The 26,966-nt window shown below is 41.7% G+C and carries 28 protein-coding genes; 24 read left to right on the top strand and 4 right to left on the bottom strand.

Annotated features, from left to right (window positions below):
- The first annotated feature begins 4 nt into the window (after positions 1 to 4).
- From BM398_RS15500 to BM398_RS15430, 16 genes are all read left to right on the top strand, one after another.
- Complete coding sequence (locus BM398_RS15500) at positions 5 to 2,677, top strand: valine--tRNA ligase (RefSeq protein WP_092339002.1); 2,673 nt, start codon at positions 5 to 7, stop codon at positions 2,675 to 2,677.
- An 80-nt stretch (positions 2,678 to 2,757) separates the two neighbouring features.
- Entirely contained in the window at positions 2,758 to 4,137 is a 1,380-nt protein-coding gene (locus BM398_RS15495) for a bifunctional folylpolyglutamate synthase/dihydrofolate synthase (RefSeq protein WP_092339000.1), read from the top strand.
- A 13-nt stretch (positions 4,138 to 4,150) separates the two neighbouring features.
- Positions 4,151 to 4,315 (top strand): hypothetical protein, encoded by a 165-nt coding sequence (locus BM398_RS17280; protein WP_034461884.1) that lies wholly within the window; start codon positions 4,151 to 4,153, stop codon positions 4,313 to 4,315.
- Positions 4,315 to 5,709 (top strand): tetratricopeptide repeat protein, encoded by a 1,395-nt coding sequence (locus tag BM398_RS15490; protein ID WP_092338998.1) that lies wholly within the window; start codon positions 4,315 to 4,317, stop codon positions 5,707 to 5,709. Before BM398_RS17280 ends, BM398_RS15490 begins: the two co-directional genes overlap by 1 nt.
- Before the next feature lie 123 nt (positions 5,710 to 5,832).
- Positions 5,833 to 7,125, top strand: coding sequence for an MBOAT family O-acyltransferase (locus BM398_RS15485; RefSeq protein WP_242949830.1), 1,293 nt, complete (start codon positions 5,833 to 5,835; stop codon positions 7,123 to 7,125).
- 14 nt (positions 7,126 to 7,139) lie between these two features.
- Positions 7,140 to 8,066, top strand: a complete 927-nt coding sequence (locus BM398_RS15480) for a GDSL-type esterase/lipase family protein (RefSeq protein ID WP_092338994.1) — start codon at positions 7,140 to 7,142, stop codon at positions 8,064 to 8,066.
- Positions 8,067 to 8,080: 14 nt separating this feature from the next.
- Positions 8,081 to 8,323: a hypothetical protein gene (locus tag BM398_RS15475; RefSeq protein ID WP_026654108.1), complete on the top strand. Its 243-nt coding sequence runs from the start codon at positions 8,081 to 8,083 to the stop codon at positions 8,321 to 8,323.
- Positions 8,324 to 8,374: 51 nt separating this feature from the next.
- A complete protein-coding gene (locus tag BM398_RS15470; RefSeq protein ID WP_092339014.1) occupies positions 8,375 to 8,749 on the top strand; it encodes a RidA family protein in 375 nt (124 codons plus the stop codon).
- 14 nt (positions 8,750 to 8,763) lie between these two features.
- Positions 8,764 to 9,867: a tetratricopeptide repeat protein gene (locus tag BM398_RS15465; RefSeq protein WP_092338992.1), complete on the top strand. Its 1,104-nt coding sequence runs from the start codon at positions 8,764 to 8,766 to the stop codon at positions 9,865 to 9,867.
- A 106-nt stretch (positions 9,868 to 9,973) separates the two neighbouring features.
- On the top strand, positions 9,974 to 10,525 hold the full coding sequence (locus tag BM398_RS15460) for a TetR/AcrR family transcriptional regulator (protein WP_026515001.1): 552 nt from the start codon (positions 9,974 to 9,976) through the stop codon (positions 10,523 to 10,525).
- A complete protein-coding gene (locus BM398_RS15455) occupies positions 10,522 to 11,460 on the top strand; it encodes a MurR/RpiR family transcriptional regulator (protein ID WP_092338990.1) in 939 nt (312 codons plus the stop codon). Before BM398_RS15460 ends, BM398_RS15455 begins: the two co-directional genes overlap by 4 nt.
- A gap of 34 nt (positions 11,461 to 11,494) precedes the next feature.
- On the top strand, positions 11,495 to 12,781 hold the full coding sequence (locus BM398_RS15450) for a BaiN/RdsA family NAD(P)/FAD-dependent oxidoreductase (protein ID WP_092338987.1): 1,287 nt from the start codon (positions 11,495 to 11,497) through the stop codon (positions 12,779 to 12,781).
- A 21-nt stretch (positions 12,782 to 12,802) separates the two neighbouring features.
- Positions 12,803 to 13,465 carry a (d)CMP kinase gene (gene cmk, locus BM398_RS15445; protein WP_092338985.1) on the top strand — a complete coding sequence of 221 codons (663 nt, stop codon included), beginning with the start codon at positions 12,803 to 12,805 and terminating at the stop codon, positions 13,463 to 13,465.
- 10 nt (positions 13,466 to 13,475) lie between these two features.
- Positions 13,476 to 14,330 carry a 4-hydroxy-3-methylbut-2-enyl diphosphate reductase gene (gene ispH, locus BM398_RS15440; RefSeq protein WP_026654115.1) on the top strand — a complete coding sequence of 285 codons (855 nt, stop codon included), beginning with the start codon at positions 13,476 to 13,478 and terminating at the stop codon, positions 14,328 to 14,330.
- Positions 14,311 to 15,450 (top strand): 30S ribosomal protein S1, encoded by a 1,140-nt coding sequence (rpsA, locus tag BM398_RS15435; protein ID WP_026654116.1) that lies wholly within the window; start codon positions 14,311 to 14,313, stop codon positions 15,448 to 15,450. Before ispH ends, rpsA begins: the two co-directional genes overlap by 20 nt.
- Before the next feature lie 122 nt (positions 15,451 to 15,572).
- A complete protein-coding gene (locus BM398_RS15430; RefSeq protein ID WP_092338983.1) occupies positions 15,573 to 16,358 on the top strand; it encodes a CheR family methyltransferase in 786 nt (261 codons plus the stop codon).
- A gap of 59 nt (positions 16,359 to 16,417) precedes the next feature.
- Here BM398_RS15430 and BM398_RS15425 read toward each other — a convergent pair whose 3' ends face one another.
- Positions 16,418 to 17,626 carry a ribonuclease H-like domain-containing protein gene (locus BM398_RS15425; protein WP_092338981.1) on the bottom strand — a complete coding sequence of 403 codons (1,209 nt, stop codon included), beginning with the start codon at positions 17,624 to 17,626 and terminating at the stop codon, positions 16,418 to 16,420.
- A 213-nt stretch (positions 17,627 to 17,839) separates the two neighbouring features.
- Between BM398_RS15425 and rsxC the strand changes: the two genes are divergently transcribed.
- The 7 genes from rsxC to BM398_RS17275 all read left to right on the top strand — a co-directional run bounded on the left by rsxC (position 17,840) and on the right by BM398_RS17275 (position 23,126).
- A complete protein-coding gene (gene rsxC, locus BM398_RS15420) occupies positions 17,840 to 19,156 on the top strand; it encodes an electron transport complex subunit RsxC (protein ID WP_092338979.1) in 1,317 nt (438 codons plus the stop codon).
- Positions 19,157 to 19,169: 13 nt separating this feature from the next.
- Complete coding sequence (locus tag BM398_RS15415; RefSeq protein ID WP_092338977.1) at positions 19,170 to 20,120, top strand: RnfABCDGE type electron transport complex subunit D; 951 nt, start codon at positions 19,170 to 19,172, stop codon at positions 20,118 to 20,120.
- Positions 20,117 to 20,737, top strand: coding sequence for an RnfABCDGE type electron transport complex subunit G (locus BM398_RS15410; protein WP_092338975.1), 621 nt, complete (start codon positions 20,117 to 20,119; stop codon positions 20,735 to 20,737). The genes BM398_RS15415 and BM398_RS15410 overlap by 4 nt, the downstream gene beginning before the upstream one ends.
- Positions 20,734 to 21,429 carry an electron transport complex subunit RsxE gene (gene rsxE / locus BM398_RS15405; protein ID WP_092338973.1) on the top strand — a complete coding sequence of 232 codons (696 nt, stop codon included), beginning with the start codon at positions 20,734 to 20,736 and terminating at the stop codon, positions 21,427 to 21,429. Before BM398_RS15410 ends, rsxE begins: the two co-directional genes overlap by 4 nt.
- Positions 21,426 to 22,013 carry an electron transport complex protein RnfA gene (locus BM398_RS15400; protein ID WP_330365530.1) on the top strand — a complete coding sequence of 196 codons (588 nt, stop codon included), beginning with the start codon at positions 21,426 to 21,428 and terminating at the stop codon, positions 22,011 to 22,013. The genes rsxE and BM398_RS15400 overlap by 4 nt, the downstream gene beginning before the upstream one ends.
- A gap of 37 nt (positions 22,014 to 22,050) precedes the next feature.
- On the top strand, positions 22,051 to 22,845 hold the full coding sequence (locus BM398_RS15395) for an RnfABCDGE type electron transport complex subunit B (RefSeq protein WP_092338971.1): 795 nt from the start codon (positions 22,051 to 22,053) through the stop codon (positions 22,843 to 22,845).
- Between the two features lie 125 nt (positions 22,846 to 22,970).
- A complete protein-coding gene (locus BM398_RS17275; protein WP_155833834.1) occupies positions 22,971 to 23,126 on the top strand; it encodes a hypothetical protein in 156 nt (51 codons plus the stop codon).
- Positions 23,127 to 23,298: 172 nt separating this feature from the next.
- Here the strand turns inward: BM398_RS17275 and BM398_RS15390 are convergent, their stop codons facing one another.
- Positions 23,299 to 24,435, bottom strand: coding sequence for a DUF4317 domain-containing protein (locus BM398_RS15390; protein WP_026654125.1), 1,137 nt, complete (start codon positions 24,433 to 24,435; stop codon positions 23,299 to 23,301).
- Positions 24,428 to 25,051: a flagellar motor switch phosphatase FliY gene (fliY, locus tag BM398_RS15385; RefSeq protein ID WP_092338969.1), complete on the bottom strand. Its 624-nt coding sequence runs from the start codon at positions 25,049 to 25,051 to the stop codon at positions 24,428 to 24,430. The genes BM398_RS15390 and fliY overlap by 8 nt, the downstream gene beginning before the upstream one ends.
- A 217-nt stretch (positions 25,052 to 25,268) precedes the next feature.
- Between fliY and BM398_RS15380 the strand changes: the two genes are divergently transcribed.
- Positions 25,269 to 26,348, top strand: coding sequence for a hypothetical protein (locus BM398_RS15380; RefSeq protein WP_092338967.1), 1,080 nt, complete (start codon positions 25,269 to 25,271; stop codon positions 26,346 to 26,348).
- On the opposite strand, the gene BM398_RS15375 is transcribed toward BM398_RS15380, so the two are convergent.
- On the bottom strand, positions 26,327 to 26,953 hold the full coding sequence (locus BM398_RS15375) for a prolipoprotein diacylglyceryl transferase family protein (protein ID WP_092338965.1): 627 nt from the start codon (positions 26,951 to 26,953) through the stop codon (positions 26,327 to 26,329). The genes BM398_RS15380 and BM398_RS15375 overlap by 22 nt on opposite strands.
- Between the last annotated feature and the right edge of the window lie 13 nt (positions 26,954 to 26,966).

The raw sequence follows: 26,966 nt of genomic DNA, 5'->3' as shown, positions 1-26,966 counted from the left end.
GACTATGAACAAAGAACTTGCCAAGACCTATGATCCCAAGGGTATCGAAGGCCGACTCTACTCCAAATGGGAGGAAAAGAAATATTTCCATGCTGAGGTGGATAAAAGCAATACACCTTTTACTATCGTAATTCCACCCCCGAATATCACAGGTAAGCTCCACATGGGACATGCCCTTGATAATACAATGCAGGATATCCTTATTCGTTATAAGAGAATGCAGGGATATAATGCACTTTGGCAGCCGGGAACCGACCATGCGAGTATTGCGACAGAGGTTAAGATCATTGATGCGCTCAAGGCTGAGGGAATCGACAAGAGAGATCTTGGCAGAGAGAAGTTCCTTGAGAGAGCTTGGCAGTGGAAAAAAGAGTACGGCGGAACCATCATTTCCCAGCTCAAAAAGCTTGGTTCTTCATGTGACTGGGACAGAGAGCGTTTCACAATGGATGATGGCTGTAATGACGCTGTCAACGAAGTCTTCGTTAAGATGTATAACAAGGGCTACATATATAAAGGAAGCCGTATCGTAAACTGGTGCCCTATCTGTAAGACATCTATTTCTGATGCAGAGGTAGAGTACGAGGAGCAGGCAGGACATCTTTGGCACATCAAGTATCCTGTTATCGATGAAGACGGAACTGTTTCAAAGACTGAGTTCATCGAGTTCGCAACAACACGTCCCGAGACAATGCTCGGAGATACAGCTGTTGCCGTTAACCCTGATGATGAAAGATACAAGAGCTTCAAGGGCAAGAAGGTACTTCTTCCTATAGTAAACAGAGAGCTTCCTATCGTAGAAGACTCTTATGTTGATATGGAATTTGGTACAGGTGTAGTTAAGATCACACCCGCTCATGACCCTAACGACTTTGAAGTCGGAAGACGTCATAACCTTGAAGTTATCAATATATTAAACGACGATGCCACTATCAATGCCAACGGCGGAAAGTTTGCCGGAATGGACAGATATGAGGCAAGAGAAGCTATTGTAAAAGAGCTTGATGAGATGGGACTTCTTGTTAAGATTGAGGAGTATTCTCACAATGTAGGAACACACGACCGTTGCCACACAACAGTTGAGCCTATGGTTAAGGCACAGTGGTTCGTTAAGATGGACGAGCTCATTAAGCCCGCTGTTAAGGCTGTAAAAGACGGCGATATCAAGCTTATTCCTCCGAGAATGGAGAAGACATATTTCAACTGGACAGATAACATCCGTGACTGGTGTATCTCAAGACAGCTCTGGTGGGGACACAGAATCCCTGCATACTACTGCGACGAGTGCGGAGAAGTTGTTGTATCAAAAGAGGCTCCTACAGTATGCCCTAAGTGCGGTAAGACTCACTTTACACAGGATCCCGATACTCTTGATACATGGTTCTCATCAGCTCTCTGGCCTTTTGAGACACTCGGATGGCCCAATGAAACTGAAGACCTTAAGTACTTCTTCCCTACAGACGTACTTGTAACAGGTTATGACATTATCTTTTTCTGGGTTATCAGAATGATCTTCTCAAGTTATGAGAATATGGGAACATTCCCGTTCAAGACAGTTCTTTTCCACGGTCTTGTAAGAGATTCTCAGGGAAGAAAGATGAGTAAGTCACTCGGAAACGGTATCGATCCTCTTGATATTATCGAGAACTACGGTGCCGATGCGCTCAGACTCACACTTATCACAGGTAACGCGCCCGGTAACGACATGCGTTTCTATAATGAGAGAGTTGAGAACAGCCGTAACTTTGCAAATAAGGTTTGGAATGCTTCAAGATTTATCATGATGAACATGGAGGATGGCGAAAAGAGTGCTATCCATCAGCCTGCACCTGTGGGACTTGAGCCTGTTGATAAATGGATCATTTCTAAGCTCAACAATACCATTAAAGAAGTAACGGATAACATGGATCACTTCGAACTTGGAATTGCGGTTCAGAAGGTTTATGACTTTATCTGGGATGAGTTCTGTGACTGGTATATCGAGATGGTTAAGCCACGTCTCTACAATTCGGATGACAAAGAGTCTCACAAGGCAGCTCTCTGGACACTTCAGACAGTGCTTATAAATGCGCTCAAGCTCCTTCATCCTTACATGCCTTTCATTACAGAAGAGATTTTCTGTACACTTCAGGATGAAGAAGAGTCGATCATGATATCAGACTGGCCGGTATACAAGGATGAGTGGAATTTTGCATCCGATGAGAAGGCTATCGAGACAATTAAGGAAGCCGTAAGAGGAATCCGTAACGTTCGTACACAGATGAACGTTGCTCCTTCAAGAAAGGCTAAAGTATTTGTTGTAAGTGACAACGATGAAGTGCTTGATATCTTCACAACAGGTAAGCTTTTCTTTGAATCACTTGCGTATGCTTCAGAGTCCGTATGCCAGAAGAATAAGGACGGCATTGCGGATGATGCGGTTTCCGTTGTACTTGCGGAAGCTACCGTATATATTCCTTTCTCTGACCTCGTTGATATCTCAGCAGAAATAGAGCGTCTTACCAAGGAACAGAAGAAACTTGAGGGAGAGCTTAAGCGTTCACAGAACATGCTCAGCAATGAGAAGTTCCTTGCAAAGGCTCCTGCGGATAAGATCGCAGAGGAAAAAGAGAAACAGCAGAAGTACCAGCAGACATACGACCAGATTACAGAAAGACTTAAACAGCTGGCAAAGTAATTAAATATACAGATGCTACCCGCATTGGGGGATGCGGGTAGTATTCTTAGATAATCGAGTTAAAGCTTAGTGGTGTGATTATGCATAACGAATTAATGAAAAAAGTGGAGGAGTTTATCAGGCGCTCGGACAACGATGAAAAGTTGGATATCAGAGAGTGTGAGGAGTTTCTGAATACTGTTCCCGGTTTTACCGATAAACATACAATCGAAGATACAAAGGATTTTCTGGCCTTTTTGGGAAATCCGGACAAGAACATGAAAATAATTCATGTGGCAGGCACAAACGGAAAAGGTTCCGTGTGCAGCTATCTGTCAAATATCCTGATGAAAGCGGGATATAAAGTCGGAATGTTTACATCTCCGCATCTTATGAAGATTAACGAAAGATTTTGCATCGACGGCAAAATGGTGACCGACGGTGTCTTTTCGGAAGTCTTTATCGAATTGTTAAAAAGGATCATGGAGTACAAAAACGGTGAGTATTTCCCGACGTACTTCGAGTTCTTATTCTTTGAATCGATGCTTTTATATGATGTATATTCTGTGGACTATCTTGTAATGGAGACGGGACTCGGCGGAAGGCTTGATGCAACTAATTCCGTGGAATCACCACTTCTTTGTGTTATTACCGAGATAGGCTACGATCATATGCAGTACCTTGGAGATACACTTCCCGAGATTGCGGGAGAGAAGGCAGGCATAATCAAAAAAGGCGTGCCTGTGGTATTTTTTGACAAGAGAAAAGAATGCAGCGAAGTTATCAAAAGCAAAGCCCTTGAGATGGATTCCAGAGTTGTGTCCGTAGACGAAAAAAGTATTACGGATGTGGAGACTGTGAAGGATGAAGCAGGGAACAAATACGTTGCTTTTTCATATAATTCCTTATATGATAATTATGTTGAGTTAAAGGTTACTACAGAAGCTCTATATCAAGCGGAAAACGCCGCTTTGGCAATTGCTTCGGCAGAAATTTTGCGCGATAAAGGCGCTGAAATATCGGAACTCGACATCAGAGAAGGCCTTATGAGTACCAAATGGGATGCCAGAATGGAAGAAGTAAGGCCGGGTGTCTATGTTGACGGTGCTCACAATATAGACGGAATAGAAGCGTTTATTAAATGTGCAACAGCAATTGATTCGGAAGGAAGAAAGATGCTGTTGTTTGGCATGGTCGCGGATAAGCAGTACAAAGACGTTATAGACAGAGTGCTTACAAGCGGAACGTTTGACGCGATATTCGTAACTGTCCTTGGAACGGAGAGGTCTGTTTCTGTATCGGATCTTAAGAGTGCCTTTGAAGACAGTAAGGAACAACACAATATTATCGGAGTTCCCATCAAGTATTACAGCAATGTAAGGGATGCGGTAACCGATGTCATAACTGTTCGCAAGTCAAAAGATGTTGTTTTTGCAGCAGGCTCTTTGTACCTTGCTGGACAACTTAAACTGATGCTATAAACGAGGAAGAATAATGATAAATTTTGAAGAGGAACTTAAGAAGTTCAAACCCAGTCTGGAAATTGAAGATGCAGAGGACATTATCTACAATCAGGATCTCGATGATATGTCGGATGTACTTATAAAGCTTCTTAAGGACGCTAAGCAAGAATCAGAGAGTACAAAAAGGAGTAAGTAATGGCTATCGCTACATATAAAAAACTTGAGAGCTTATCAAACTTTTTTTATAACGATGGTCTTGAAAAAGCGGGAGTCAGAGATTTAACGGGGGCTATAGAGTCTTTGCAGCAGAGCCTTAGGATGAACAAGAACAATATCGATGCGAGAAATCTGTTGGGACTTGTTTATTATGAGATGGGCGAAGTTGTTGCTGCGCTTTCGGAATGGGTTATCAGCAAGAACTTCAGACCCGAAGACAATATTGCTGATGACTATATGGATATGGTCAGAAACAGTCCGGCTAAACTTGAGGACATCAATCAGACTATAAAGAAGTTTAATATTGCATATAATTACTGCCGTCAGGACAGCTTGGATCTTGCGGTAATACAGCTTAAGAAGGTGCTTTCCTTAAATCCCGGATTTATTAAGGCACACCTTCTTTTGGCGCTCTTATATCTTAAGGCCGGCAACTTTGACAGAGCTAAGGTTGAGGCTCAGAAGGTTCTTAAGCTTGATACCGGAAATCTTATGGCAAGAAGGTATCTCAAGGAAGCCGATAACATGCTTCTTCCCGGAGAGGGTGGCAAACTTGTATCTGATGCCGCATCATCCGGAAGTAATGAGACAATCAGATATAACAGCGGAAACGAGATGATAATCCAGCCTCGTAAGCAGTCTGCGCTTACAAAGTCTGGATCGATCTGGGGAATAGTCCTTGGTATCGTACTTGGAATTGCGGTATCTTGCTTTTTGATACTTCCTCAGAGGATAAAAAATATTACATCAAATAATAACAGAACTATCACCGGCATAAGTGAAGTTTCTGATTCAAAGTCGGCTCAGATCGGAGAGTACGAGCAGCAGATCGCTAAGCTTAAGAAGCAGCTTGACGATCTTAATGAGAAAGTCGGCAAGAATCAGGATGCTGCGAGCACATGTCTTATGAAGGCGGTTAAGATCTATATGGAAGATCCGACCAACATTGACGGTATTGCTCTTGCACTTGAGAAAGTAAATATTGATGAGAACGAAAAGGAAGTTTCTACAGAGTTTAAGGAACTTTACAGTGCGCTCATGCAGAAAGTCGGATCCCATCTTGCCAATATTTACTATGAAGACGGAAAAGAAGCTTACAAGAAAAAAGATTACACGGTTGCTATAGAGAAATTTGCAAAGGCTTATCAATATAATAAAGATGATGTAAATATAATTTATTACCTTGCAAACTCTTATTATGATAATGGAGACATTGATAAGGCGAAGGAGAAGTACGATCTGATCATCAGTAATTTCCCTAAATCGCAGAGTGCTACGTCTTCAAAGACAAAACTTGCAGAGATCAACAATGCGGGTACCGGTAAGACAGGTACTACGGATAATGCTGATGACTCTGATAACACCGGCAATTAATATTTTTGGGAAATGTGTTAAATGATAAGTTTTTCGAATATAACTTTTATTTTTAGGTTTTTACCTGCGTTTTTAATAGTGTTTTATGTGACTCCCGTCAAATTCAGGACGTGGACCCTGCTTTTGGGCAGCTTGATATTTTATGTTGTCGGAAGCATCGATTCTGTCGGAAACCTGAATATGTTTCCGGCTCTTTTGGGAGCGGTTGTTGTCAACTATCTGTTTGCTAGAGCGGTCAGAAGTGTGGAGGGCAAGAAAAAGAAAGTCCTTCTTGCTTTGATTGTGATCTTTGATGCGGCTATGCTCGTTACATTTAAACTCTTAGGGCAGTTTGTTGACGGAAGCCTTATACCTATCGGAATCAGTTTCTATACCTTCAAGATGATTTCTTTTCAGGCGGATTCATATAACGGTAAGATTGATTCTAAGCCGCTCTTTAAGGATGTTGCGGCTTATTTTTGCATGTTTCCGCAGGTGGTTTCGGGACCTATCATGCGCTACTCAGATTACAGCGATAATCTCGAACTTATTCCCGGAGCATCAAAGAGCTCCAAAGAAGAGATATTTGCTAATATCGAGGACGGACTTAAATATTTTATAGTAGGTCTTGCGATGAAAGTTCTTCTTGCAGATCACTACGCTATGCTCTGGAAGGAAATCGGAACAATTGGATATGAGAGTATCTCAACTCCGTTTGCATGGATCGGTGCGGTGACTTATTCACTTCAGCTGTTCTATGATTTCTGGGGATATTCACTTATGTCATCTGGAATTGCGGTTATGCTCGGATTTCCTTTTGTCGTTAACTTTGATCATCCGTACAGTTCGGCAAGCGTTTCCGAGTTTTACAGAAGATGGCACGCAACGCTTGGATCATGGTTTAGGGATTATATCTATATCCCGATGGGCGGAAGCAGAGTAAGTGCAATAAGGATTGTATTGAATCTTCTTGTTGTATGGCTTGTTACGGGCTTCTGGCACGGAGTAACCCTCAATTTTATTTTGTGGGGACTTATTCTTTTTGTAATAATAATGTGTGAGCGTTTTGTGGTATTCAAGCTTCCCGGAGTATTAAAGACAATCGTGGGAAGATTTAACGTACTTGTTCTTATACCGCTTACATGGGTTATATTTGCGATATCCAATGCAGAGATGCTTTTGAACTACTTTAAGAGACTTTTCCCGTTCTTTGGAGCGGGCATCGCGGTAAATAACAATGATTATATAAAAAATCTTGGAATATACGGAGGTCTTTTGGCTGTGGGATTGGTTCTTCTGGTTCCACATGTATTTAAGTTTTTTGAAAATCACAGGAAGAATCCTCTGATCATGATATGTTTATTTGTGTTGTTTTGGTTTTCGGTTTACAGTCTGACTAATTCGGCAGGTAATCCGTTTATGTATTTTGCATTCTGAAGAAAGTGTATGTAATGAATTGTTTTAAGACTTGTCCGCTGGTGACGGGCGTGGTGGTATTTTCAATAATAATATCCGCTGTGACATTTGTTGCGAAGGGCTCAATCTATGCTGATTATTCTGCGGATTACGATCCTGCGGAACAGCCTCTTTTTGTTGTCATGATAAAAGGTATTTCGAACGGCGTTATGCCCTGGCAGATTTTTGATAAAGAAAGCGTTATGGCTGCCAAGGAAGATGATATAGGCGATGCGGCTGCACTGCTTGCCGATGTTTCGGGCAATGATATCTCAGGAAACGATGTTTCGGGAAATGATTCTTCACCTGAAGAAATTACGTTTAAGGAAGTTACGGACGATTATTTTGCAGATGCTCTTTTTATAGGAGATTCAAGAACCGTAGGGCTTTCGGAGTACTGTGAGGGACTTGATGAGCAGGCAATGTTCTATGCCAAGGTTTCTCTGAGCATTTACAGCGTCCTTGAAAATGATTTCCTTAAGGATGAAGAAGGCAAGAAGATGACTGTTGAAGAGGCTCTTGAGAAGGATGAGCCTTACGGCAAAATCTATATCATGCTTGGTCTTAACGAGCTTGGGACCGGTACAACGGAGACGTTTGTTGCTAAGTATGCGGAAGTTATTGCCAGGATAAGGGAACTTCAGCCTGATGCGACAATTTATATACAGAGCATCATGCATGTTACCGAGAATAAGAGCAGCAAGGACAAGATATTTAACAACGAGAGAATAAATGAGAGAAATGAGGCTCTGTCTCAGTTGGCAAATAACGTAGATATTTTTTACCTTGATATGAATGAAGCTGTGGATGACGAAAACGGAAACATGTTAGAAGAATTATCTACAGATGATATACATTTGAAGGCTTCATCTTACGAAAGATGGCATCAGTACTTGCTTCAGCACGCGATTGTAAAAGACTGATCAGGAGTGTTAAAATGTCTAGAGAAATGTCATTTAAAATGGAACGGCCGGGGCTGTTAAAAGAAGGTGATCATGTCACGGTCACGGAGGGTGTACTTCCGAGCAATTATTATTATACGATAGATCCGTCACTTGCCATGTCGGGTAATTTTCCTTTCAGAGAGCGCATGCTTGAGCGAGAGGGAGTTGTGACAAAGGTTGAGGAGAACGCGAGAGGTTTCTACGTTACCGCAGTATTTGGAGGCGAGAACGAGTAAATAGAAAAACTATATTTTTTGAGGAGGATTTATAAAGTGAAAGAACATACGATTGAATACATTGTTACAGATAAGGCTCCGGCAGCTATCGGACCTTACTCACAGGCAATAAAGGCAGGAGGATTCCTCTATGCATCGGGACAGATTCCGATCAATCCCGTAACAGGCCAGATCGATACAACAACTATTGAGGATCAGACAGAGAGAGTATGCCAGAATATCGGTGAGATTTTGAAGGCAGCCGGAACAGACTACGAGCATGTTATAAAGACAACATGTTTCCTTGCAGAGATGAGTGATTTTGCGGCATTTAACGGTGTATATGAGAAATACTTCACAGGTAAACCTGCAAGAAGTTGTGTAGCAGTTAAAAAGCTTCCCAAGGATGTTCTTTGTGAAGTAGAGGTTATTGCATATTTGGGATAATTAGGGGGTTAAATGTGAAGTACAGGATTATTGCGGGCGCAATATGTATTTCTGTTACTCTGAGCGGATGCGGATCTTTTGCAGGCAGACATGGTATTGATGCCGGTTTTGCTTACATAGACAGTCATGAGTATGCAAAAGCATTGGCAAGTTTTGATAAAGCTGAAGAGGACGGTGAAGACGCGTGCCTTGTCCACAGGGGCAGAGGAATAGCATACTTATACAGTGATAAAGATGAGGAGGCAGCACAGGAGTTTCTGGCTTCTCTTGCTGCGGACGACGGAATAGTTGATGACATGGACTTTGACACCAACTATTACCTTGCCGAGGCATATATGAAACTCGAGGATTTCAACAGGGCAAAAGGAATCTATGATGCCATTTTGAGTCTTCGAGACAAAGATCCGACCGCATATTACCTCAGGGGAGTATGCGAACTTAAGGCGGGCGAAAGTGAGGAGAAAAACGCAGATGCCGATTTCACCAGCGCAATCCGTCTTAATGACAAAGATTATTCCATGATAGTAATGATCTATAAGGCATATGCTGAAAACGGCAAGGAAGACAAGGCAAAGAACATACTTCAGCATGCGCTTGACAGTGGCGAGAAGACCATGTCCAATTTCGAAAAGGGTGAAATGTATTTTTACCTCGGAAACGATGCTGAGGCGCAGAATTATCTCAGCAAAGCCAACAAAGAGAACGGCGGACATGATACGAAAGAGTCTGTAGTGCTTCTTTTGGGCCAGTCTTATGAGAGATTGCAGCAGTATGACTATGCTATCAGTGTTTATAAGGAATATTTGAAGTCTAATTCAAAGAGTGCAAATATCAGTAATCAGCTTGGTATGTGCCAGATTAACAAGGGCAGATTTTATCTGGATTCCGGAAATGAAGAAGAGGCGGGAAATGCTTTTGGGGAAGCAATCGTTACTTTTGATGCCGCGATAGGACTTAATGACAGCGCGGTGCAGCAGGCACTGATGTTTAACAGAATATGTGCATATGAGTATAAGGGAGATTTTGCAGGTGCAAAGAGTCTCATGGATGAGTATATGCAGATATATCCTCTGGATAAAGTTGCAGCTGATGAGGAAATCTTTTTAAAGACCAGGTAATGTTTGGACAGTAGTGAAATTCGTTGACACTCTATCGTTAATTCTGTAAAATGATAACGCATGCTTTTATATGAATCTATGCAGAATTATGTTGGGAGGGGATTGTATGTCCAGGAAAGCGACAATTACGCAAAAAGAGATTGTAAATGCAGCATTTAAGATTACCAAGAGAGAAGGTTTCGAGCAGATAACGTCAAGAAAGCTCGCAGCGGCGGCAGGGTGTTCAACACAGCCTATTTTCCGCATTTATGATAGTATGGATGCGCTTAAGAAAGATGTCTATGACAAAGCGGCCGCATACTATGAAGATTACTACAACGATTGTTCCAAAAATCATGAGGTTCCGTTTGTGGACCTCGGTCTTGCTTATATTGGGTTCGCCCAGAAATTCCCCTATTTATTTAAACTTCTTTTTGTATCCGAACAGGGTGACGAGAAGAAGAGTATGTATGATCTTGTAAACGGTTCAAAAGAGAACGTTGTAAAAGAGATCAAAAGAGCGTCTGATGATGGCATTAGCAACGCACAGCAGCTTTTTATGAAGATGTGGATCTATATTCACGGAGCAGGCTGCATGGCGGTTACAGGTGACTACGATCTTGATGAGGCAACTTCAGTTTCTATGCTTGAATCGGCGTATAAGGCATTCAGTCTATGAAATTTGAAAATGATGAAGATGTAATAACAAGAATAAATGAATGTTACTCCAAGATGAGTAAAGGCAAGAAGTCGATTGCGACTTATATCTGCGATCACTACGAGCAGGCTGTGTTTATGACAGCTGCTGAGCTTGGCAAGATCGTGGGTATGAGTGAGTCTACTGTTGTCAGATTTGCCATGAGTCTTGGATATGACGGCTATCCTGCTTTCCAGAAGGCGCTTTCGGTGTGGGTGAGCGACAAGTTCGGCTCCGTTGAAAAGGTCGGAAGAAAGTTTGGAAAAAGCAGTGAAGGTGAGATTCTTTCGACAATCCTTCAGTCCGATATGGCAAATATCGAGAATACCATTAACAATATAGACGTAGCGGCTTTTAAGACGGCTGTTGATATCATCTTAAAGGCGAGGACGGTTTATATAGTTGGTATAAGAAGTTGTGAGCCTTTGGCAGATTTTTTACATTTTTATCTCAACATGATCAGAGGTAATAATGTTATAATCAAAACTACAAGTGTCTCGGAAATGTTTGAGCAGATGATAAGAATAGGCGACAGGGATGCGATAATAGGTATCAGTTTCCCGAGATATTCCATGAGAACTCTTAAGTGCATGGAATTTGCCAATGACAGGAATGCGAAGGTTATAACCATTACGGATTCCGTTCATTCACCCATGAATCTCTATTCTTCCTGCAATCTTCTTGCAAGAAGTGAGATGGCATCGATAGTTGATTCGCTTGTGGCACCGTTAAGTGTCATAAATGCCCTCGTGGTTGCGCTTTGTATGAGAAGGCCGAACGAGGTGAAGGCGGACCTTAAGATGCTGGAAGAGGCATGGAATAATTATCAGGTTTATCTTAACGACGAGATAGATTTTGCTTCCGACGATCCGATGATGCTCGGAAATATCATTACAAAAGATGATAATCCGGCATAAGTTTAGTTTTGATTTGTTTAAGGATTAGCAGTATATGAAAAAAATAGCGGTTATCGGCTGCGGGGCAGCCGGGATGATGGCGGCGCTTGCTGCTGCGGAGAGCAGCGCGAGCGTCACTGTTTTTGAGAAGAATGAAAAGCCCGGGAAAAAGATCTACATAACGGGCAAGGGGCGTTGCAACGTTACAAACGCTTGTGATGTCACGGATTTTTTTGGACACGTCAAAAGAAATCCGAGATTTTTGTACAGCGCAGTGTACGGATATGATAACAGCGCTGTTATGGACTTTTTTGAAAATAACGGATGTAAGCTGAAGGTTGAGCGCGGAGACAGAGTATTTCCCGTTTCAGACCATTCGTCCGATATAATAAGGACTCTTTACAATGCCGTAAAAAAAGCCGGTGTAAAGGTTATATTCGACACGGAAGTTTTATCTGTGGAAAGTAGCGGAGGCGTGGTTTCTGCGATAACATATTCAAAGAAAGGCGACCCGATCACAAGAGAAGAGTTTGACGGTGTGATAGTGTGCACGGGAGGCGTGTCATATCCTTCGACAGGCTCTACGGGAGACGGATACAAGTTTGCGAAGAATCTCGGACACTCGCTTGTAAAACCTGTGCCTTCACTTGTTCCGTTTGTGATAGAAGAGGACTGGTGCAAGGATCTGCAGGGGCTGTCACTTAAGAATGTCGGGTTAAAGCTCTTTTTATCCCAAAAAGAAGAGAAAGAAAAGCCTGCCGGTAAAAAGAAAAAAGCGGACAAGCCTGTATATGACGGCTTTGGAGAGATGCTATTTACACACTTTGGAGTGAGCGGACCGCTGGTTTTAACGGCGAGCTGTCACTATGAAGAAAATGTAAAGGCACGGCTTTTACTTGATCTTAAGCCCGCTCTTTCCGAGGAACAGCTTGATAAAAGGATTCTCAGGGATTTTGAAGGTGCTATAAATAAGCAATTTAAGAATGCTTTGGGCGGACTGTTTCCAACAAAGCTTATTCCTGTTATGATTAATCTCTCAGGTATCGATTCCGAAAAAGCGGTTCATGATATCACCAAAGAGGAAAGGCTAAGCCTTGTAAAGCTCATAAAGAGTGTGCCGATGACGGTTGTGGGCACGCGAAACTTTAATGAAGCGATAGTCACCAGAGGTGGTGTCAATGTAAAAGAGATAGATCCTTCAACGATGGAATCAAAGCTCGTTAAGGGACTATTCTTTGCGGGAGAGGTTTTGGATATCGATGCCGAGACCGGAGGATTTAATCTGCAGGTTGCATGGTCTACGGGACGACTTGCGGGAGAAAGCGCCGGAATGAACGGTTAATTTTAGGAGGAAATTGTTACAATGGCTAGAAGTATTGCTATAGACGGACCTGCGGGAGCGGGAAAGAGCACGATTGCAAGAAAGGTTGCGCAGGAGCTTGGATTTATTTATGTAGATACAGGCGCTATGTACAGAGCAATGGCTCTTTACATGTTAAAAAACGGAATTGGTGCAGATGAAAGCGAAAAGGTAGCCGGCTCTTGCAAAGAGGCCGATATTACAATAAAGCATGAAAACAACGAGCAGGTTGTATACTTAAACGGCGAAAACGTAAATGGACTTATAAGAACAGAAGAAGTAGGAAACATGACTTCCGCAATAAGTGTAAACGCAGCCGTGAGAGAGAAACTTGTGGAACTTCAGCAGAAGCTCGCCGAGAAGACTGATGTCGTAATGGACGGAAGGGATATCGGAACAGTGGTACTTCCCGGTGCAAATCTCAAGGTTTATCTTACAGCAAGCTCACGTGTGCGCGCAGAGAGAAGATACAAGGAACTTGTTGCAAAGAAGGTTGATTGCAATCTCGAAGAAATCGAAAAGGACATTATAGACAGAGATTACAGGGATATGCACAGAGAGATATCTCCGCTTAAGCAGGCAGATGATGCGGTATTTCTTGATTCTTCGGATATGACGATCGAGGAAGTTAAAGATAAGATTATTGAGCTCTATAAGGGCGTTTGAAAGGAAAAAGATGGAAGTAATCCTGGCTGAACATGCGGGTTTTTGCTTTGGTGTTACAAAGGCGGTAGATACCGTTTATGAGCAGATAAAGAATAATCCGGGAATGAATATATACACATACGGCCCCATAATACACAATGAGATAGTTGTGAAAGATATGGAGGAAAAGGGCGTCAAGGTCATTGAGTCCGTTGATGAACTTGAGGGAATAAAAAGTGGGATAATAGTTATAAGATCTCACGGAGTTACCAGAGAAGTTCATGAAAAAATAGCTGCGACGGGGCTTGAGATCATTGATGCGACATGTCCTTTTGTAAAGCGCATACATAAGATAGTTTCTGAGGAAAGTGGGAAAGGCAAATCCATAATAGTAGTCGGAAGTGCAAATCATCCCGAGGTCGAGGGAATTGTGAGTTATGCCGATGGTGAAGTTTTTGTTATCGATTCACCCGAAAGTGCCGAAAAGTTCCGTGGTGACCGAGAAAAAGAGTATACTATAGTTTCTCAGACTACATTTAACAAGAATAAATTTCAAGAAACCGTTGAAATCTTTGGGAATAACGGTTACAATATTAATATTGTGAATACTATATGTAACGCTACTGACGAGCGTCAGTCCGAAGCAGAAGACATTGCATCCAAGGCAGATGTGATGATAGTGATCGGAGGGGCACATAGTTCAAATTCGAGAAAACTATACGAAATTTGCAATCAGAAATGTGCCAAAACATATTTTATTCAGACACTGGATGACTTGCATCTAGAGAGAAAGGAAGCGGTTAAACTAGTGGGGATTACCGCCGGGGCATCAACCCCAAAGAACATTATTGAGGAGGTTCAGAATTATGTCAGAAGAAACTTTTGAACAGTTGCTTAACGCATCTTTCAAAACAATTCACACGGGGGAGGTTGTTGAGGGAACTGTTATTGACGTTAAGCCTGACGAGATAATTCTTAACATTGGTTACAAGTCCGATGGTATCTTGACTAAGAACGAATATAGCAACGATAACAGTATTGACCTTACAACTGTAGTCAAAGTCGGTGACACTATGGATGTCAAAGTGCTCAAGACAAACGACGCAGATGGACAGGTTATTCTTTCATACAAGCGACTCGCTATCGACAGAGGAAACAAGAGAATCGAAGAAGCTTTCAATAACAAGGAAGTTCTTACAGCTAAGGTTGTACAGGTTCTCGAGGGCGGACTTACAGTTGTTGTTGACGAAGTTAGAATCTTCATACCTGCAAGCCTTGTTTCCGATAGTTATGAGAAAGATCTCTCAAAGTATCAGGATCAGGAGATCCAATTTGTTGTTACTGAGTACAATCCTAAGAGAAGAAGATACATCGGTAACAGAAGAATGCTTGTTACAGCAGAGAAGGCTGAGCAGGCTAAGAAGCTCTTTGATTCAATCAAAGTTGGCGATGTTGTAGAAGGCGTTGTAAAGAACGTTACAGATTTCGGTGCTTTCATCGATCTTGGCGGAGCAGACGGACTTCTTCACATTTCAGAGATGAGCTGGGGACGTGTTGAGAGCCCTAAGAAAGCATTCAAGATCGGTGACACTGTTAAGGTACTCGTTAAGAGCATCGACGGCAGCAAGATCGCGCTTTCAAGAAAGTTCGACAACGAGAATCCTTGGAAGGACGCTACAGTTAAGTATGCTGTAGGTAATGTTGTAACCGGTAAAGTTGCAAGAATGACTGATTTCGGTGCATTCGTAGAGCTTGAGCCCGGTATCGACGCACTTCTTCATGTTTCTCAGATTGCTAAGGAGCATGTTGAGAAGCCTGCTGACGTACTTAAGGTTGGCCAGGAAGTTGAAGCTAAGATTGTAGACTTCAATGAAGAGGAGAAGAAGATCAGCCTTTCAATCAAGGCTATGTTCGCTCCTGAGAAGGAAGAAGAGGCCGAGAGCGGAGATGTTGTTTCTGTAGATATCGATAAGGTTATCGCAGAGCAGGAACAGGAAGAGAACTAATAGTTTCTAAACATCATATAAAAATAAAAATCGGCAGAAATGCCGGTTTTTATTTTTTTTTAATTTTACATACAATTCGCACTATAATACAATAAAAGAAAAAAGAATCAGGAGGATTATCCATGGCATATGATTATGAGTGGTTTAAAAAAGCAGTCTATGATCTGACTAAGATTGACCTCAATTCATATAAAGAAAAGCAGATGAAGAGGCGAATCGATACCCTCATAGGGAAGTATGATGTAAAGGGCTATGATGGTTTTGCTGATCTTATAAAGAAGGACAGAGAGGCGCTTGATTCTTTTGTATCCTATCTTACTATCAATGTTTCTGAATTCTTCAGAAATGCAGACCAGTGGAATTTGATGGATAAAGAGATGGTTCCTGAACTTATGAAAAAGTTTGGCAAAAATCTTAAGATCTGGAGCGCTGCTTGTTCTACAGGTGACGAGCCATATACTATTGTTATGATGCTTTCAAAGCACATGCCGTTAAATCAGATAAACGTTCTCGCAACCGATCTTGATGCGGTTGTTCTTGCAAAGGCTAAGGCGGGAATCTACGATAAAAAGGAAGTTGCCGGCGTTCCGGCAGAATTTAAGACCAAGTATTTTGAAGAAACTGCTGACGGAAAGATGAAGGTATCCGATGAGATCAAATCAAGAGTTACTTTCAAGCAGGCAGATCTTTTGAGAGATCCGTACCCGAAGGATTGTCATCTCCTTGTATGCAGAAACGTGCTTATTTATTTCACTGAAGAAGCTAAGGACGAGATATTCAGAAAATATTATGATTCACTTGCTCCCGGTGGAATACTCTTTATCGGAAGTACAGAGCAGATCATAAATTATAAGGATATGGGTTACGTAAGAAAGAACTCATTCTATTACGAAAGACCCCTGAACTAAATTAAATACGCTATTTAACAAGAAATAAGGCTTTCACACTTATCCGGTGCGAAAGCCTTTTAAATTTCAAGAATATGTGCAATTATGTGCGATGCGTATACACTTAAAGCAAAGCGACTTTGCTTAAGATTAGCGTTGAGGTCAAAGAATATTCTTTCATCCTTGTAGTCTGACTTAAAGAAGGGTGTGAATACAAGGTCCCATTCTCTCAGATATTGTCCGCTTTTCTTGGTGTAGCAATTATCGGGTTTAGCCTTTTCCCTGTACTTCTTGTCAACAAATGATGCAATTGACTTGTGGATTGCCGTATCTTCTTTTGGAAGATAGTAGTAATCGTTGTAATTGGAATAGTAATATTTAAGCTCCGCCTCATATATAGGAACTCTTAAGATTGCTTCATCCTTGTCGGTCTTGAAATAACAGTCATCAAGATGCCCTGTCAAAGAGGATGGCAATGCAAAGGGTAGCTCGAGTTTCATGAATATTTCTTTCTTGAGATTGCCTTCATAATCATTGTAATAATTGGCCTGAACCTTCTTTGCCTTTACGGGAAGAACAGTTTCTTCATCCGGTAAATCGGAGGCAAGATAATTCTCGGGAGAAATTGGTTCGTCCGTTTTGATCGATGTTCCGGGCATGTTCCTGAAAAGTGAAAAGAATTTGAGAAAGAGGAACATCGGTAACAGAGCAAACATTCCTTTTACGTCTTCATAGTTGTGAAGGAAAAGAATCTCAAGAGGCTGCCTTGCCATTGTCTTTTTGTATGAAGCATAAATGGGCAAAAGACTTTTGCCGTCATGTTTATTTTTTCTTGTGGTACCAAGGTACATCTCGATTGTTCTCTGTTTGCAATCTATGAGACCGAGCTGATCCTGATAAGGACGTATGATCTTTTGAAGATCTATTGAATCCGCATCTTCGATGGGATTGGGAATCTTATATTTATCAAACTTGTTTTTTAAAAAAGGAAGATCGAATCTGTCTCCGTTAAAGTTGATTATCTTTGAGTGATTGCCGTAATTTCTGGCAAAAACCTTGAGAATATGGGCTTCTTCGGCCGTATTTTCCGCAAAAAGCTGGACAATTCGCCAGGAATCGTTTTCACAATAAGAGAGGCCTATCATATAAATGTCTGAGTTTCTGGGAGAAAGGCCGGTTGTTTCTATATCTATAAATAATATGTCGTCATTGCTGCATCCGAGCATCTGCGGCAGTTTGTGGATGATATGATCGTCTGAAAATGTGATGTTTTTGATACTTTTCTTCATGCTAAGTTATACCTACTTTCAAAAATCACCTTATAAATAATTGTACCACAAAAACTAAAGCAGTATTTTGTTAAAATAATATCCGCAATTTTTGAGATTAATCATTAATTTTGATTAAAAATTTGATACAATTAAAGCAGTGGTATAAAAACCAATCTGAAATTATCTATTCAGGTAAATATTTTTCTAAAACAATCGAAAGAAGGGTAGGAAATGGCAAAAGGTACTTTTAAGGGCGGCATACATCCTTATGAAGGCAAAGAGTTAACTAAGGATAAGCCCATAAAATCAGTGCTACCAAAAGGAGACTTGGTATATCCTTTGTCACAGCACATTGGTGCACCGGCAAAGGCCATAGTTGCCGTAGGAGACCATGTTTTGACCGGACAGAAGATTGCGGAGGCAAACGGCTTTGTGTCTGCGCCTATTTATGCAACTGTTTCCGGTACTGTTGTCGCGATCGAACCGAGACGACTTGCTACGGGAGCTATGTGTGAGAGTATCATCGTTGAGAACGATGAACGATATGAAGAGGTGAGATTCAGACCGCGTAAGCGCTATGACGAGATGACCGCTGAGGACAAGATTGAGGCTGTCAGAGAGGCCGGCGTGGTAGGTATGGGAGGTGCAGGTTTCCCTACCGCAGTAAAATTTTCACCGAAGGAACCCGATAAGATCGATTATGTAATTGCTAACTGCTCAGAATGTGAACCATATCTGACTTCCGATTACAGGCGTATGATCGAGGAACCTGAACTGCTTTTGGAAGGACTGAAGATTGCCGTTAGCATTTTTCCTAATGCCAGAGGAATACTTGCGATTGAAGATAATAAGCCGGACGCGATCAAGATATTCAGAGATCTTACAAAGGACTTAGAAAATATCAGCGTAAAGGCTGTAAAAACTAAATATCCCGAGGGCGCTGAGCGTATGCTCATTTATGCCGTTACGGGTAGAGAGATCAACTCATCAATGCTCCCTGCGGACGCGGGATGTATCGTTGACAATGTTGATACACTTTGTGCTGTCTGCAGAGCTGTAAAAGAGGGCAGACCTTTGATGGAGAGAATCGTTACCATCACAGGTGATGCCGTTGCAAATCCCAGAAACTACAAAGTAAGAATAGGAACAAGCTACACTCAGCTTTTAGATGATGCCGGAGGCTTTTACAAAGAGCCTGCCAAGATTATTTCCGGTGGTCCCATGATGGGATTTGCCATATTTGATCTTGATGTTCCCACTACAAAGACTGCATCTGCGCTTACATGCCTTACAAAAGATGCCGTTTCACAGTTCGAACCGTCGGCCTGCATTAACTGCGCAAGGTGTGTTGAAGTGTGTCCTGAAAGACTCATTCCCAAGAATCTTGCCGATGCGGTAGAACATAACGATGAGAAAAAATTCCTTCAGTTATACGGAATGGAATGTTGCGAGTGCGGATGCTGCAGTTATATTTGTCCTGCGAGGAGACAGCTTACTCAGCTGATCAAAGGTATGAGAAAAATTCAGCTTGCAAATAGGAAAAAGTAAGGGGGACATTTTGATGGAAAAATTGAGAAAGGTGTCATCCAATCCGCATGTAAGATCAAGCGTGACTACCTCGAATATTATGATCTGGGTACTTATTGCGCTTCTTCCTGCTACCGGATATGGAATATATAATTTTGGTGTTTACACAATCTTTTTGATCGGAGTTTCAATCGCATCATGCGTTGCTTCCGAGATCATAAGCTCTATGGTGCTTCGTAAGCCTATCACTATAAATGATTTTACCGCAGTGGTCACAGGACTGCTTCTTGCACTTAACCTGCCGCCTGCAGCGCCGCTCTGGGTTCCTGTACTCGGCGGAGCTTTTGCGATTGTTATGGTTAAGCAGCTCTTTGGAGGCGTGGGACAGAATTTCATGAATCCCGCTCTCGGCGCAAGATGCTTTCTGATGATCTCTTTTCCTGCAATAATGACAAACTTTAACTGTGATGCATATTCGGGAGCGACACCTCTTTTTAACCTTAAGAACAGCGTTCAGGTTAATATCAAGGATATGATAATTGGAAATACTTCGGGAACAATAGGAGAGACATCAATGGTCTGCATTGTTATCGGAGCGATTATCCTTTTTGCCGTGGGAGTAATTGATTATGTTATCCCTTTCAGCTATATTGTTTCATTTGTGGCTTTTGTAGGTCTGTTTGGAGATTATGGATTTAACTGGGGATATATTGCCGCACATCTTTCGGGCGGCGGACTTATGCTCGGTGCATTTTTCATGGCAACAGACTATGTAACCTGCCCCATTACTCCGAAGGGAAGATATATTTACGGAATCGTATTAGGTCTTTTGACCGGAATGTTCCGTGTTTTCGGAGCCAATGCCGAGGGCGTTTCGTACGCTATCATAATCGGAAATCTTTTGGTTCCGCTTATTGAGAGAGTAACTATTCCGAGAGCATTCGGAATCAGGGGAAAAGCTAAAAAGGAGGCGATGAAAGCATGAGAGAATTTTTTGGCATGATCAAAAACGCCTTTATACTTTTTATCATTACTTTGGTTGCGGGAGCTCTTTTGGGACTTGTATATCAAGTTACAAAAGATCCGATAGCATATCAGGATATGTTGGCGCAGAACAAAGCCAATCAGTCCGTATTCAGTGATGCGATCACATTCAATGACATCAGATGGGATGAAGATATATTGGAAGATGTGTATGATGAACTTGCAGTAAAGGGAGTTCGCTTACAGGGCGTAAAACAGGCGCTTGATCTTAACGGAGATCTGCTCGGATATGTAATTCAGATGAAAACCAAAGGTTATGGCGATTCGATTATATTCACTGTCGGAATAACAAACGGTGGCAAGATGAACGGAATCTCCATTATTTCAATTGCGGAGACACCCGGACTTGGAATGAATGCGGAAAAGATCATTGCACCTCAGTTTGCCGGTAAGAACGCCGTGCAGTTTTCTGTTGTAAAGTCAGGACAGCTTTCTGATTCCGGTTCTCAGATTGAGGCGATTTCCGGAGCGACGATTACATCTAAGGCAATTACCGATGGTGTAGATGTTGCCAACGCATATTTTGAAAAAGCACTTAAGAAAGGAGCAAGGCAATGAGTAAAGATATAAAGAAAGGCGCGCTTGGATTGGAACAAGATTCTCCCGCCGAGAGATTTTTTAACGGTCTCATTGCTGAGAACCCTACATTAGTACTTATGATCGGTATGTGTCCCACACTTGCGGTTACATCTTCGGCCACAAACGGACTCGGAATGGGACTTGCGACTACATTTGTTTTGGCACTCAGTAATGCGGTAATTTCGGCATTAAGAAAGATTATACCTGCTACAGTCAGGATTCCTTCATTTATTGTCGTAATCGCATCTTTTGTTACATTGGTTCAGCTTCTTATGCAGGCATACGTGCCGACACTAAATAAAGCGCTCGGTGTATATATACCGCTTATAGTTGTTAACTGTATCATTTTCGGAAGAGCGGAAGCGTATGCAAGTAAACACGGTATTGTGCCTTCGTTCTTTGACGGAGTGGGAATGGGAATAGGATTTACATGTGCTATTACCGTTATTGGTCTTTTCAGAGAGCTTATCGGTGCGGGAACAGCATTTAATGTTCCGGTTCTTGGCCCTGATACGGTTATTACAGGAATTGTGGGAAGATATCTTTCTAAATATCAATCTGTCAGCATTTTCGTTCAGCAGGCGGGAGCGTTCTTTGTACTTGCTTTCCTTATTGCGGCAATGAACAAAATGAAATCAAATGTAGCAAAGAAGGAGGCTGAAAAACAATGAGAGATACAATAATGGAATTTCTGGTACTCATACTTTCCGCTTCTCTTATAAACAATGTTGTTTTGAGTCAGTTCCTCGGCCTTTGTCCGTTCCTTGGTGTTTCCAAAAAGATCGACACTGCGCTTGGAATGGGCGGCGCATGTATTTTCGTAATGACTCTTTCATCACTTGTATGTAGTACTATTTACTGGTTTGTTCTTAAACCTTTTGATCTCGGATACTTACAGACAATCGTGTTTATCCTTGTTGTTGCGATGCTTGTTCAGTTTGTTGAGATGATATTGAAAAAATATATGGTCTCACTGTACAAGGCGCTTGGAGTGTATCTTCCTCTTATAACAACAAACTGCGCGGTTCTCGGTGTTGCACTTAATAACGTTACAAACAATTACACCATCGAAGGTAGTACGGTCTGCGGTTTTTCAACAGCCGTTGGTTTTACAATTGCGATAGTTATCTTGGCAGGACTTCGCGAGAAGATGGAGTACAACGATATACCGGAGAGCTTCAAGGGAATGCCTCTTGTGCTTCTTACTTCGGGACTTATGGCAATCGCATTTACGGGATTTTCAGCTTTGAAGTAATAATTACAAATCTTGGCTGAAAGAAGGAGAATGACTTATGATCAGTGGAATAATCATTGCAACGATAGTTGTTGCAGGCGTTGGAGTTGCCATAGGATTTATCCTTGGCGTTGCAGATCTGAAGCTCCATGTCGATATTGATGAAAAAGAAGCTGCGATCCTGGAAGCGCTTCCCGGCAATAACTGCGGAGGTTGCGGATATCCCGGATGTTCGGGCTGTGCGACGGCAATAGCTCAGGGTGAAGCGGCTGTAAATCAGTGCCCTGTCGGTGGTGCACCGGTAGCGCAAGCAATTTCTGCGATAATGGGCGTTAAGGCTGAAAAAACAAAGAGAATGGTTGCATTTGTGCATTGCAGCGGTGACTGCGAGCAGGCAACCCAGAAGTATGAATATAAGGGTGCCGATGACTGCAGATTCCAGGCACAGGCTCCGGGCGGCGGTTCAAAGACTTGCGGATACGGATGCCTTGGCGGCGGAAGCTGTGTATCTGTGTGCAAGTTTGATGCAATACATGTAGAGAACGGCGTTGCCGTGGTGGATATGGAAAAGTGTAAGGCATGCGGAAAGTGTGTTGATATCTGTCCGAGACACCTTATCGACTTTATACCGTACGACGCAAGAGAAGCTGTTGCCTGCAAGTCGCAGGATATGGGTAAATATGTAAACAAGTATTGCAAAGTGGGATGTATCGGATGCCATATGTGCGAAAGAGATTGTCCTACGGGAGCAATCGTTGTAGAAAACAATGTGGCAAGCATCGATCAGGATAAATGCGTACATTGTGATACATGCGTTTCAAAGTGCCCGAAGAAAGCTATTGCGGCAATCTGAACTATAGGATAGAAGTTGGTATAAAAACAATTCATATTTTTGGTTGAATTTCCGATTGCACAAATCTCCAAAATAATATACTATTGTACACGCTATCGTTGTTTGTCAAATGGAGGTACATTAGTATGGGCGAATGGAGACAAGCTTTTGATAGAATTATGGATCAATTATATAATCATCCTGAGGAGATGAGGGAACGTCTTCTTAAGAAGTACGAGTATCCCGGTTCCGATGGAAGACATAAGACCGCTATCGAAATGCTTAAAAGTATGAATTATTAATTGATTACCAAATCCTGTAGTTTATTGATACGGAATCGTCCGTCGAAACAATCGGGATTATCTATTTTTTGAAAAAATTGAAATTTACTTATAGGACGTAAGGTCCAAAAAACGAGCTTGCCTTTTCTAATAAAAAGAAAAGTAAGCTCGTTTTTGTATACAATTCGTAGTTTTATCTGTCCATAAATGTTCTTACGTTGATTCCGTTTACTTCGATGTGGTCATCAACTGCGATTACAAGGCATTGTCTGCCGTCGACGATCTTGGATTCAACAAGGTCGGTTCTGTCAGGTTTTACCTTGATGACAACATTTGGAGTTTCGATATCAAACTTTTTGGTATGTGCAATGTTACTTGCAAGGAGAGGGTAGTCCTCATCACCTGCGCACTTTGTGTAGGTTTCTTCAAAGTAGCCGAGACGCTCATCCGAAACGCCGCTGTCGTGAAGGAGTTGCTTAACGTCGTTCTTATTGAGCTCAAGAGGCTCCGGATCGTCCGCATGATCTTCAATCATGTCATTTAAGTTGTCGTGAATGTTCTTCATTATGTCGTAATCGGCATTTTCTCCGATTGTATTCTGAACAACCGTATCAAAGATGCCTTTCTGCTCAGGAGCTGCCAAAGGAGCTCTTCCGCCGAACATTGCTTCGATAAATTCAGGCTGAAGGTCATCGGGCTTCTTGGTGAAGTATAGCATGTTGTGAATATCCGTGTCTCTTTCGATGAAAGCAGGGAATAGGAAGCCCTTTGTAGGACCGTCTACGATCCAGTCCCTGAATCTTTCTTCGATCACATTTGTTTTCTCGTTGTAGCCAAGTCCTGCCTTTGAAAGCTTAACGGGACAGATGCTGCAAAGGATGTAGTCATATACGTTCTCTGACGCATCCTCCATCTCGATACCATCGCTTGTGATTCCCGGAATGTCATATGCTGCGTGAACGAGGATGATGTAGTAATTCTCGCCGTTTACATAGTTGGCGATTATCTTTTCGTAGAATTCATCTACAAGCTCGTCATCCTGAAGCTGGGAATTCCTCAAGGTCAAAAGAAAGTCCTGAGTACCTCCCGGCTGTTCCTGGTCAAGAGGAAACTCAAGACTGATCAGATTCTTGCCAAAAGTTCCTGCAAGAGTATGCTGGAAAATATCGAGATATTTGAACATCTCTTCCTCCGGAAGCTGTCCGAAGGCTTTTCTGAAAGTGAATAGTTTGTTCTTGTCGTGATCCACATAGCATCCGCAAATGTGGTCGATAGTACACCTGTCCGGTGTGAACTGCTTTTTGATCTCAAGTGTTTCTGCCTTATTCATTGTTTTCTGCGTTTTCCTTTGTATAAAATTTGTTGCACATATCTTTTGCGAATCGTATCGGATATAATTGTACCATAACGGAATCGATTAAATCACCGATTGTCATCCTAAAAGCTATTTTAACAAATTTGTCGTATGTAGTATCAAACATTTTCTCGAAAACCTTGATACTTTCAACATCAATCCTGTTTACCACAGGAGTACTGATGTCAGTGGGAACGCCGAGCATAGATGATAGAGAGGTTGCACTTGTACCCATCATCTGATTCATTGCTTCCGAAGCGGCTGAAAGATGAAGATCGGAGATCTCGCCGGCTGTATTTGTACCGTCTCCGCCCATCATAAGATCTGTCATGACTTTTACGTCGTGTTCTTTAAGAATCAGGACATTATTTCCCTCAAGACCTTTTACATAGTGAATCTGTACAAAAATACAGGTCTTTTCATAATCATCCAAAGCTTCGCTTCTCTTTATAAGTTTTACACTTGGAGTAGTGATATCGACTTTTCTATTTACCATTAAGCTAAGAGTAGTTGCGGAATTACCCATGCTGATATTGGCAATCTCACCGATAGTATCCATTTGCTCACCGGTTAAAAAGTTGTCTTCCAACATTCTTGCCTCCTTCGCGTTTTTGGTGTATTGATATTTCAGAACTATAATAATATTGTAGTTTATATTCCGCGAACTTGTAAAGAATCATTTACGCTATCTTCTAAAAGGTTTATCCTTTTTTTAGAATAATGTCAAAAAAATATGTTAAAAAAAGAGCAAAAAGGATAAAAATATGGTAACATATAAAGTATGATCTGACGGAGGAATTTTTTGACATATGACGATTGATAAGTATATAAACCCGGATTTTACCAGAGCACAGCAGCTTGTTTTTCTGGGATTTGCATTTGCCGGTTTACTGATCATCAGCTTGATCATAATGTTTGGAACCAGAATGTCTGTATGCCTTGTTCACAGCAGCGAAAGACATGATGAGTTTAAAAGACGCACTGTAGATAATATGCAGCTTTTTTTCGAGATGATGATATCGAGTACATCGGTAATATTATTTGCGTGCGCATATATAATCTGTAACCATATTTTTGAGCTTCTTACACCTCTCTATCAGGCTAAGAAAATGGGCAGCATGCCGATGGGGATTAAGTGGTTCTATTATCAATGGGATAAAAACAAGGATTTCCTGCTTTTATTCCTTATTTCCATGACCTGTTTTATAAACACGGTTCTTGATAAGATAATCATCCCGCTTAGACGAATTTCCAAGGAAGATAAGGCTTCTGTAAGAATGCTAGGAATGTTCTACGCGATCATTGTTTTAACGTGCTTTACTACATTTGGCGATGCTACTGTCAGCAAAGAGCAGTATAGTCCTATCATGATGTATTATTTCGGACTGATGATAGGTAGATTCGTGTATTTCGATGCATCTTTTGTTGATTTCATATACGCGATACTGGGCGCGATAAAACACGGGCTCTTACTTGTGTTTGCACTTCTTTTATCGGGCATCTTAAGTGTTATAGGCTTTAAACTGGGATATTTGATAAAAGAAAATTACTATATCGTAGGTCTTTTATATACCGATATATTCATACTCGTTGCGATATTTATAATGCATCATCTTCGCGGACTCTTACTCTTTATCAGGAATGAGGAGGACGAGGAATACGAAGAGTACGATGATTACGATGATGAGGATGAAGAATACGAAGACGAAGAAGATGAAGAGGACGATGATGAGGGAAAAGAGCTTATGCTGAAGCGCAAAAAGAAGGCGAAGAAAGCGAAGAAGCTAAAAGTAAAACAGCAATTCAACAGAAGATCCACCGATAAGCTCAAGGAATATGACAGCTACGGCGGCTATGATAATGGGGATTATGATGATTTTGATGTGTAGAGGATAAAAAATGCCATAATGGCGGCACACATTATCTGATTGGTGGTTATTAAGTGATCGACATGTCCGATCCTTAGAAAGTCCAGTGCAATTTTGGCTATACAATAGATGATTACTGCGTGTGATGGATTAAAACGATCTTTGAAATATAATAGCAGAGAGCCTGCAAAAAGAAGCAGAAAAACTACCGCTTCCAACTTTTGAATCGGAAACAGGTCACCGTTGGCGGTGTGTACACGCATGAAGCCGTTATACGGAATCCCGGCACAGCATCCCGCAAAAGCACATCCGATTTTTCCAAGTCCGTACATTAAAGGCAGGACTATCACATAGGATTCGAAAAACACTTTTTTGTACTGAGGAGTTATCTTGGAAAAAATAAGTACTCCCAAGATTATGCCCAGGGCAGCGCCTGTACTGTTAAGGCCGATAGTCCTTCCTTTTGTGATCACAAGATATCCTATGAATGACATATACATACACAGGATCATTTCTAATACAACGGACAACCCGATAATTCTCAATGGAACATTCTTTTTCTTTTGAAGACCTGATGCGGTAGAAAAGCCAAAAAATATTGCAGATAACATCATTATCCTATACATGGGCAAAAATCTT

Origin of the sequence: Butyrivibrio sp. M55, from assembly GCF_900116865.1 — a bacterium.
In the GTDB taxonomy this organism is placed as follows: domain Bacteria; phylum Bacillota; class Clostridia; order Lachnospirales; family Lachnospiraceae; genus Butyrivibrio.
This window is presented reverse-complemented; position numbering and strand designations above follow the sequence as displayed.

Bases quoted from the DNA above. Each gene is read 5' to 3' on its own strand.
- rsxE (WP_092338973.1), top strand. From the start codon at position 20,734: ATGAGTAAAGATATAAAGAAAGGCGCGCTTGGATTGGAACAAGATTCT.
- BM398_RS15415 (WP_092338977.1), top strand. From the start codon at position 19,170: ATGGAAAAATTGAGAAAGGTGTCATCCAATCCGCATGTAAGATCAAGC.
- BM398_RS15390 (WP_026654125.1), bottom strand. From the start codon at position 24,435: ATGAATAAGGCAGAAACACTTGAGATCAAAAAGCAGTTCACACCGGAC.
- cmk (WP_092338985.1), top strand. From the start codon at position 12,803: ATGGCTAGAAGTATTGCTATAGACGGACCTGCGGGAGCGGGAAAGAGC.
- BM398_RS15375 (WP_092338965.1), bottom strand. From the start codon at position 26,953: ATGTATAGGATAATGATGTTATCTGCAATATTTTTTGGCTTTTCTACC.
- BM398_RS15430 (WP_092338983.1), top strand. From the start codon at position 15,573: ATGGCATATGATTATGAGTGGTTTAAAAAAGCAGTCTATGATCTGACT.
- BM398_RS15475 (WP_026654108.1), top strand. From the start codon at position 8,081: ATGTCTAGAGAAATGTCATTTAAAATGGAACGGCCGGGGCTGTTAAAA.
- ispH (WP_026654115.1), top strand. From the start codon at position 13,476: ATGGAAGTAATCCTGGCTGAACATGCGGGTTTTTGCTTTGGTGTTACA.
- BM398_RS15425 (WP_092338981.1), bottom strand. From the start codon at position 17,626: ATGAAGAAAAGTATCAAAAACATCACATTTTCAGACGATCATATCATC.
- BM398_RS15495 (WP_092339000.1), top strand. From the start codon at position 2,758: ATGCATAACGAATTAATGAAAAAAGTGGAGGAGTTTATCAGGCGCTCG.
- BM398_RS15455 (WP_092338990.1), top strand. From the start codon at position 10,522: ATGAAATTTGAAAATGATGAAGATGTAATAACAAGAATAAATGAATGT.
- BM398_RS15380 (WP_092338967.1), top strand. From the start codon at position 25,269: ATGACGATTGATAAGTATATAAACCCGGATTTTACCAGAGCACAGCAG.
- BM398_RS17280 (WP_034461884.1), top strand. From the start codon at position 4,151: ATGATAAATTTTGAAGAGGAACTTAAGAAGTTCAAACCCAGTCTGGAA.
- BM398_RS15410 (WP_092338975.1), top strand. From the start codon at position 20,117: ATGAGAGAATTTTTTGGCATGATCAAAAACGCCTTTATACTTTTTATC.
- fliY (WP_092338969.1), bottom strand. From the start codon at position 25,051: ATGTTGGAAGACAACTTTTTAACCGGTGAGCAAATGGATACTATCGGT.
- rpsA (WP_026654116.1), top strand. From the start codon at position 14,311: ATGTCAGAAGAAACTTTTGAACAGTTGCTTAACGCATCTTTCAAAACA.
- BM398_RS17275 (WP_155833834.1), top strand. From the start codon at position 22,971: ATGGGCGAATGGAGACAAGCTTTTGATAGAATTATGGATCAATTATAT.
- BM398_RS15450 (WP_092338987.1), top strand. From the start codon at position 11,495: ATGAAAAAAATAGCGGTTATCGGCTGCGGGGCAGCCGGGATGATGGCG.
- BM398_RS15480 (WP_092338994.1), top strand. From the start codon at position 7,140: ATGAATTGTTTTAAGACTTGTCCGCTGGTGACGGGCGTGGTGGTATTT.
- BM398_RS15490 (WP_092338998.1), top strand. From the start codon at position 4,315: ATGGCTATCGCTACATATAAAAAACTTGAGAGCTTATCAAACTTTTTT.
- BM398_RS15400 (WP_330365530.1), top strand. From the start codon at position 21,426: ATGAGAGATACAATAATGGAATTTCTGGTACTCATACTTTCCGCTTCT.
- BM398_RS15460 (WP_026515001.1), top strand. From the start codon at position 9,974: ATGTCCAGGAAAGCGACAATTACGCAAAAAGAGATTGTAAATGCAGCA.
- rsxC (WP_092338979.1), top strand. From the start codon at position 17,840: ATGGCAAAAGGTACTTTTAAGGGCGGCATACATCCTTATGAAGGCAAA.
- BM398_RS15500 (WP_092339002.1), top strand. From the start codon at position 5: ATGAACAAAGAACTTGCCAAGACCTATGATCCCAAGGGTATCGAAGGC.
- BM398_RS15395 (WP_092338971.1), top strand. From the start codon at position 22,051: ATGATCAGTGGAATAATCATTGCAACGATAGTTGTTGCAGGCGTTGGA.